The sequence below is a fragment of the Streptomyces sp. NPDC047072 genome, from assembly GCF_040643855.1.
Classification (GTDB): Bacteria; Actinomycetota; Actinomycetes; order Streptomycetales; family Streptomycetaceae; genus Streptomyces.
Window position 1 is genome coordinate 1 of record NZ_JBEYVC010000310.1, and the last position, 6,347, is coordinate 6,347.

The 6,347-nt window shown below is 72.5% G+C and carries 4 protein-coding genes and 2 pseudogenes; 2 read left to right on the plus strand and 4 right to left on the minus strand.

The features are described 5' to 3' along the window. The 3 genes and pseudogenes from ABZ896_RS51725 to ABZ896_RS51735 form a co-directional block, all read right to left on the minus strand. Window positions 1-248, minus strand: a pseudogene (locus ABZ896_RS51725) (hypothetical protein); the annotation flags it as partial. Further along, on the minus strand, window positions 245-1,117 hold the full coding sequence (locus ABZ896_RS51730; RefSeq protein WP_360946178.1) for a dioxygenase: 873 nt from the start codon (window positions 1,115-1,117) through the stop codon (window positions 245-247). The gene ABZ896_RS51730 and the pseudogene ABZ896_RS51725, both read right to left, overlap by 4 nt. A gap of 47 nt (window positions 1,118-1,164) precedes the next feature. Continuing rightward, the gene (locus tag ABZ896_RS51735; RefSeq protein ID WP_360946181.1) at window positions 1,165-2,904 is read right to left on the minus strand and encodes an FAD-dependent monooxygenase; all 1,740 of its coding nucleotides are present in this window, start codon (window positions 2,902-2,904) and stop codon (window positions 1,165-1,167) included. Window positions 2,905-3,030: 126 nt separating this feature from the next. Between ABZ896_RS51735 and ABZ896_RS51740 the strand changes: the two genes are divergently transcribed. Both ABZ896_RS51740 and ABZ896_RS51745 read left to right on the plus strand, forming a co-directional pair. Then, a complete protein-coding gene (locus ABZ896_RS51740) occupies window positions 3,031-4,740 on the plus strand; it encodes a helix-turn-helix domain-containing protein (RefSeq protein ID WP_360946184.1) in 1,710 nt (569 codons plus the stop codon). A 176-nt stretch (window positions 4,741-4,916) separates the two neighbouring features. Then, entirely contained in the window at window positions 4,917-5,921 is a 1,005-nt protein-coding gene (locus tag ABZ896_RS51745; RefSeq protein WP_360946187.1) for a substrate-binding domain-containing protein, read from the plus strand. Window positions 5,922-5,943: 22 nt separating this feature from the next. On the opposite strand, the pseudogene ABZ896_RS51750 reads toward ABZ896_RS51745, so the two are convergent. Then, window positions 5,944-6,249: pseudogene (locus ABZ896_RS51750) on the minus strand (substrate-binding domain-containing protein); the annotation flags it as partial. Window positions 6,250-6,347 lie beyond the last annotated feature (98 nt).

The window sequence follows — 6,347 nt, forward strand, 5'->3', positions numbered from 1 at the left end:
ATGATGGCCGAACTGGGTATCGACCATGCAGACTTCGACTTCGCGGCCAACGCCGGGTAGGCGCAGGCGTCGCCGAGGGCGTCCGCGACCCGGCGGGCGACGGCCTCGCCCCGGCCGCCGCAGACCACCAACAGCCGCCGCAGGCCGAGCTGTTCGGCCTCGCCGGGGGTCGCGGTCACGGCGGCGCCGGGCCGGAAGACGACCCGTACGGGACGGGTCTCGTAGGTGAAGTCGCCCCAGAACGTCATGCGGTGCGCTCCAGGACGAGGTCGAAGCGGGCGTGCCGGAAGGGGTTCGGGACGCCGAACTCCCGTGCCAGGGAAGGGTCGTCGGTCTCCGCGAAGTCCTGCACCAGGCTCTGCTTGACCGCGAACACGGCGTCGGAGTCCAGGTAGTCGCTGCCCGCGACGAAGATGTGGGTGGTGACGGGGGTGTGGCCGTCGGCGCCGGCGATGAAGTGGATGTGCGCGGGGCGGTAGGGGTGCCGTCCGGTGGCGCGCAGGAGGTCGCCGACCGGGCCGTCGGTGGGGATCGGGTACGGCGCCGGGACACAGGTGCGGAACCAGAACCGGCCCTCGGTGTCGGCGGTGAACAGTCCGCGGCCGTTGCCCCGCGGCTGGACGTCGGGCTGCTGGACGTCGTAGAAGCCCTGGTCGTCGGCCTGCCAGACATCGATCACCGCGCCCGGCAAGGGAGTTCCGTCCTCGGAGAGCACCCGGCCGCTGACCACGCACGGCTCGCCCGCGCCCACCAGGTCGATGTCGTCGCCGAGTTCACGGACCGGCGACTCGGTCATGTGGAAGGGGCCGAGGACGGTCGACTCGGTGGTGCCCCGCACCCGGTCGCCGTTGACCGTCTCGACCAGCATGGAGACGCCGAGGACGTCCGACAGGAGGATGAACTCCTGCCGGGTGTCCGTGCAGGTCTGCCCGGTCGCCGTGAGGAACCCGATCGCCCGCTCCCACTCCTGCTGGGTGAGCCTGCTCTCGCGCACGAAGTCGTGCAGATGGCCGATGAGGCCGGCGAGCAGCTCGCGCAGGCGGGGATCGGCGGTCGCGTGGAGGCTGGCCACAGCCTCCTCCGTGACGCTGCTTCCGATCGCGTCGGTGGTGGTCATCCCGGCTCCTCGTGCTCGAAGGCGTTCCCTTGCCATGGTCGCGCGTCTCAGGCGTGACCGAGGATCCGGCGCAGCGCGTCGGCGAGGAGTTCCGGGGCGTCGGGCGCGGCGGTCGCGTGCCGGAAGGCGACGAAGCCGTCGGGGCGGACGAGGAGGGCGCCGGCGTCGGAGATCTCGCTCAGGCGGGCCCAGTCGCCGTACGGGTCCTCGTACTCCTGTCCGGGTCCGACGACCACGGTGGCGATCTCGACGTCCTGCGCCTCGGCGGCCCGCAGCCAGCCCTCGCCGCCGATGCCGGTGAGGAGGGTGAAGCGGCCCCGGCCGACCGTGTCCAGCGTCGACACCGTCCGCGTGCCCGAGGTGAGCCAGGCGTGCGGGATGCGGGCGCCGGGGCGGGTGGTGGGCTGGTGGTGGAGTTCGGGGTCGCGGGCGAAGGTCTCCTCGCCGGTGCAGTCGGGGACGATCGCGGCGGAGGTGTAGCGCTGGTTCAGGTCGACGCCGTGCGCGTTGAACTCGTACACCTTGAAGGCGATGGCCTCGCGCAGGCGTGCCCGCTGCTTCTCGGCGGCCTCGGTGGCGTCCTTGCGGGCGGCGATGTTGGCCCACAGCTGCTCGGGGGTCTGCGGGGAGAGCCCGTCGAGCGCTTCGAAGATCGGAGCGGTCTCGCCGATGGACTGGTTGGCGCGGGTGACGATCTGCCGGCCGATCGGGGCGCGTTCGGCCGTGTAGGTGTCCAGGAGCCTCGGGGAGGCGGTGCCGTCGAGGACGAGCTTCAGCTTCCAGGCGAGGTTGTAGGAGTCCTGGATGGAGGTGTTGGAGCCGAGGCCGTTGGACGGCGGGTGCCGGTGGGTGGCGTCTCCGGCGCAGAAGACGCGGCCGTTGGAGTACGTCTCGGCGTACATCTCGTTGACGGTCCACGCCGAGGACGACTTGATCGTCACGGGGATCTCGTCGTCCCCGACCAGCTGCCGTACGACGGACTCGGCGTACTCGGTGGTCAGGTCGGGGGCGCCCGCGGTGACGTCGTACCCCCACACGATCAGCCACTCGTTCCACGGCCGGACGCAGCGCACCAGGCCCGCGCCGATGCCACCGACCGTGGCGCCCGGGGCGAGGACCCAGTACAGGGTGGACGGGCGGTGGGCCGTGTACTTGGCCAGGTCCGCCTCGAAGACGATGTTGATGCTGCCCGCCACGCCCATCTGGCCGCCCATCGGCAGCCCGGCGTCCTCGGCGACCTTCGAGCGGCCGCCGTCCGCGCCGATCAGGTACTTCGCGCGGATCTCGTACGTGTCCCCGCGCAGCCGGTCCCGGACGGTGGCCGTCACGCCGTCGGCGTCCTGGGTGTGGGAGAGGTACTCGGTCTCGAAACGCAGGCTGGTGCCGCGGGCGACGGCCGCGTCGACGAGGACCGGCTCCATCAGGTGCTGGGGCATGTCGCACATGCGGGTGGGGCTGGCCAGCTCGTGGGCGGCCTGGACGAGCGGGTCGTTGCCCCAGGAACGCACCCGGCCCAGCTCCTCGCCGGCCAGGCTGGTGCAGAAGGTGGTGTTGCCCATCAGGTGCTGCGGGGTGGCCCGGGCGACGACCTCCTGCTCGACGCCGAGGTCGCGCAGGACCTCCATGGTGCGCTGGTTGGTGATGTGCGCGCGGGGCGTGTCCGCGAGGCTCGCGTACCGGGTGACGACGACGTTGGGGACGCCGTAGGTGCTGAGGGCGAGCGCGGCCGAGGCACCGGCCGGGCCGCTGCCGACGATCAGGACGTCGGTCTCGACGACGGTGGACACGGGCGCTCCTGGCGGGGACACATGGACGACGGACAGTTTGATCATGAAGCCGTCCGGCCATGCGCGGGTGTCTCATTACGAGACAGTTGTTGCCGCTTCAACCGAAACCGCTACGGTGGACGGGTCGTGACCACCACCGAGCACTCCCCCGCGGTCCGCGCCCTCCCACCGCTGCGTGTGGCGCGTCAACGCTTCCTGTCCGGGCGGCCCCTGCCCGACGGCGTCCCGGAGGAGGTCCTCGCGGCCTGGCGACGGGCCCGGTTCTTCGGTGTCCCGCACGACCTCAAGGAGCCCATCGGGGACGCGCCCCGGCCCGCGGAGTCACCGCTGCTCGGCACCGCCCGCCCGGTGCTGGAGCGGATCGCCCCCGCCCTGGACACCGGCCACGCGGTCCTCATCCTCACCGACGCGCGGCTGCGCGTCCTGTGGAGCTCGGGAAGCGCGCCGGGGCTCCCGCCGTGTCCGTGGCTGTCGGAGCAGGAGGTCGGCCACAACAGCGCGGCCCTCGCCCTGCGCACCCGTCGCCGGGCCGAGGTGCACGGGCCCGAGCACTTCCTGGACGTCTGGCAGGAGGTCTCGGCGGTCAGCGTCCCGGTGCTCGCGCCCGGGGGCGGGCATGCCCTCGGCACCCTGACGGTCGCCGCGCACCTGTGCGGCGGCCGCCCGCCCCACCCCCAGGCCGCGCTCGCCGAGGCCGCCGCCGCGGCCGTCGAGGCGGAACTGCTCGCCCACGCCGGACGCCCCGAACAGGCCCTGTTGGACGCCTACTTGAGGGCGACCGGCGGTGAGGAGCGGGCGGTGGCCGTCCTGGACGGCCGCAACCGCCTGATCAGCACGGCCGCCGAGCGCCTCGTGACGCCGGAGGTGCTGCGGGCCCTGGAGCGCACGGCGTCCGACGCCCGCCACACGGATGTTCCGACGGCGGCCGAGCTGCCCGAGGGATCGGGGTGCACGGCGCGGATCACTCCGGTACGGCGGGAGGGCGCGGTCGTCGGGATCGTGGCCGTGCTGGAGGCGAGGGCGGAAGGCGTCACACGGCCCGCGCCGCACAGGCTCCCCCTGCTGACCGGATCGTCCCTGCCGTGGCGCCATGCCATCGCGCGCGCCGCCGAACTGGCCCTGTCCCCCGAGCCGTTGCTGCTGTCCGGCGAACGCGGCACCGGGAAGACGGCGCTGGCCCGGGAGTTGGCCGGTGCGGACGCTCGGGTAGGCGACGCGGCGGAGGGCGGGGCGCTCGCACCCGAGCTGGCCGAGTGGGCGCGGGGCCGCCCGCTGCTGATCCGGCACGCGGAACGGCTGACGCAGCCCGCCGTCGCCACCCTCAACTCCCTGCTGGACGAGCACCCCGAGGCGCGGCTGCTGCTCACCCACACGCCCGGTACCGCTCCGGGCCCCTGCCTCCAGCGGCTCCTCGACAAGCTGGCGGCGCGCACGGTCACGCTGCCGCCCCTGCGCGAACGCACCGAGGACATACGGGAGTTGCTGGCCGCCCTCGCCCCGCGTCCGGCGCCGGGACAGCCACCCGTCACCTGGACCCTGGACGCCCTGCGCGCCCTGGAACGGCACCCCTGGCCGGGCAACGTCACCGAGCTTGCCCACGTCGTCCAGGCGGTGGCGGAACAGCGGCGCGCCGCCGGTCCGGTCCGCCGGTCCGAGCTGCCGGACCCCGTCCGCGAGGGTCCCGCCGTCCGTCCGCTCAGCCCGATGGAGAGCGCCGAGCGGGCCACGATCCTGGAGACCCTCCACCGGCACGGCGGCAACAAGTCCCGGGCCGCGGCGGCCCTGGGCATCGGCCGGGCGACGCTCTACCGCAAGCTGCGGGGCTACGAGGGCTGAGAACACCGCCCGGGCATCCGCGCGGGAACGCCCCGGCTTCCATGTAGGAACGTCCTGACAAAGTCATTGACATCCCCCTGGGCCGGTCGCATAGTACGTGCCACTAGAGCGCACTAGTAACGCGCTCTACCAGCCACCGGGGCTTCTCCCCGACCGCACAGCGAGGTGCAAGGGACATGCGCAGAAACCACCGGGCCGCCGCTCTGGCCGCCACCCTCCTGGCCGGCGCCCTGCTCGCCGCCGGCTGCTCCAGCAGCTCCGGCGGGAAGAAGTCCGAGGAGGGCGGCGCCGCCGCCTCCGCGGGCAAGGCGTCCACGCCCCGGATGACGGTGGCCATGATCACCCACGCGGAGCCCGGCGACACCTTCTGGGACCTGATCCGCAAGGGCGCCTCGGCCGCCGCCGCCAAGGACAACATCAAGCTCGTCTACTCCAGCGACCCGAGCGCCGGGGCGCAGGCGAACCTGGTCCAGAACGCCATCGACCAGAAGGTCGACGGCATCGCCCTGACCGCCGCCAAGCCGGACGCCATGAAGGCCGTGGTCGCCAAGGCGGAGGCCGCCGGCATCCCGGTGGTGGGCTTCAACTCCGGCCTCGACGACTGGAAACGGCTCGGCATGCTGGAGTACTTCGGCCAGGACGAGAACATCGCAGGGCAGGCGTTCGGCGAGCGGCTGGGCAGCCTGGGCGCCAAGCACGCCCTGTGCGTGGTGCAGTCACAGGGCCAGGTGGCCCTGGAGTCCCGCTGCGCCGGTCTCACCAAGGGCTTCAAGGGGAAGACGGACAAGATCTACGTCACCGGCACCGACATGCCCTCGGTGAAGTCGACGATCACCGCCAAGCTCCAGCAGGACTCCTCCATCGACCAGGTCGTCACGCTCGGCGCGCCGTTCGCGCTGACCGCCGTGCAGTCGGTGAAGGACGCGGGCAGCAAGGCGAAGGTCGCCACCTTCGACCTCAACAAGGACCTGGTCGCGGCCGTCCAGGACGGCTCGGTGGAGTTCGCCGTCGACCAGCAGCCCTACCTCCAGGGCTACTTGGCGGTGGACGCCCTGTGGCTCTACAAGAACAACGGCAACTACAGCGGCGGCGGGACCGCGCCGGTGCTGACCGGTCCGGCCTTCGTCACCAAGGAGAACGCGGACACGGTCGCGAAGTTCGCGGCCAACGGGACGCGTTGAGACCGGTCGCCGTGGGAGGTCTTCAGCCGGCCTCCCGCGGCGGCGGTCCGCTGGTGCCCCGCACGACCAGCTTGGGGTCCAACACCGCCTCCCGCGGCTCCAGTTCGGGGTTCTCCAGCCGTTCCACGGCGTACCGCACGGCGTACTCGGCCATGAGCCCGGCGTCCTGACGGACGGTGGTCAGGCCGATCGGCATCAGATGGGAGAGGTGGCTGTCGTCGTACCCGACGACGGACAGGTCGCGCGGGACCTCGACGCCCTCCCGGGTCAGGGCCATCAACAGGCCCATCGCGCTGCGGTCGTTGCCGGCGAGCACCGCCGTCGGCAACGACCATCCGCCGCAGGACCATGAGATGCGGGGGCAGCTCGGCGTGGGCCTGCCTGTTACATCCCTCGAAGATGAAGCCGACCGCGGCTACGGAAGCC

Excerpts from the sequence above, each read along its gene's own strand:
- ABZ896_RS51745 (WP_360946187.1), top strand. The coding sequence starts at position 4,917 with ATGCGCAGAAACCACCGGGCCGCCGCTCTGGCCGCCACCCTCCTGGCC.
- ABZ896_RS51730 (WP_360946178.1), bottom strand. The coding sequence starts at position 1,117 with ATGACCACCACCGACGCGATCGGAAGCAGCGTCACGGAGGAGGCTGTG.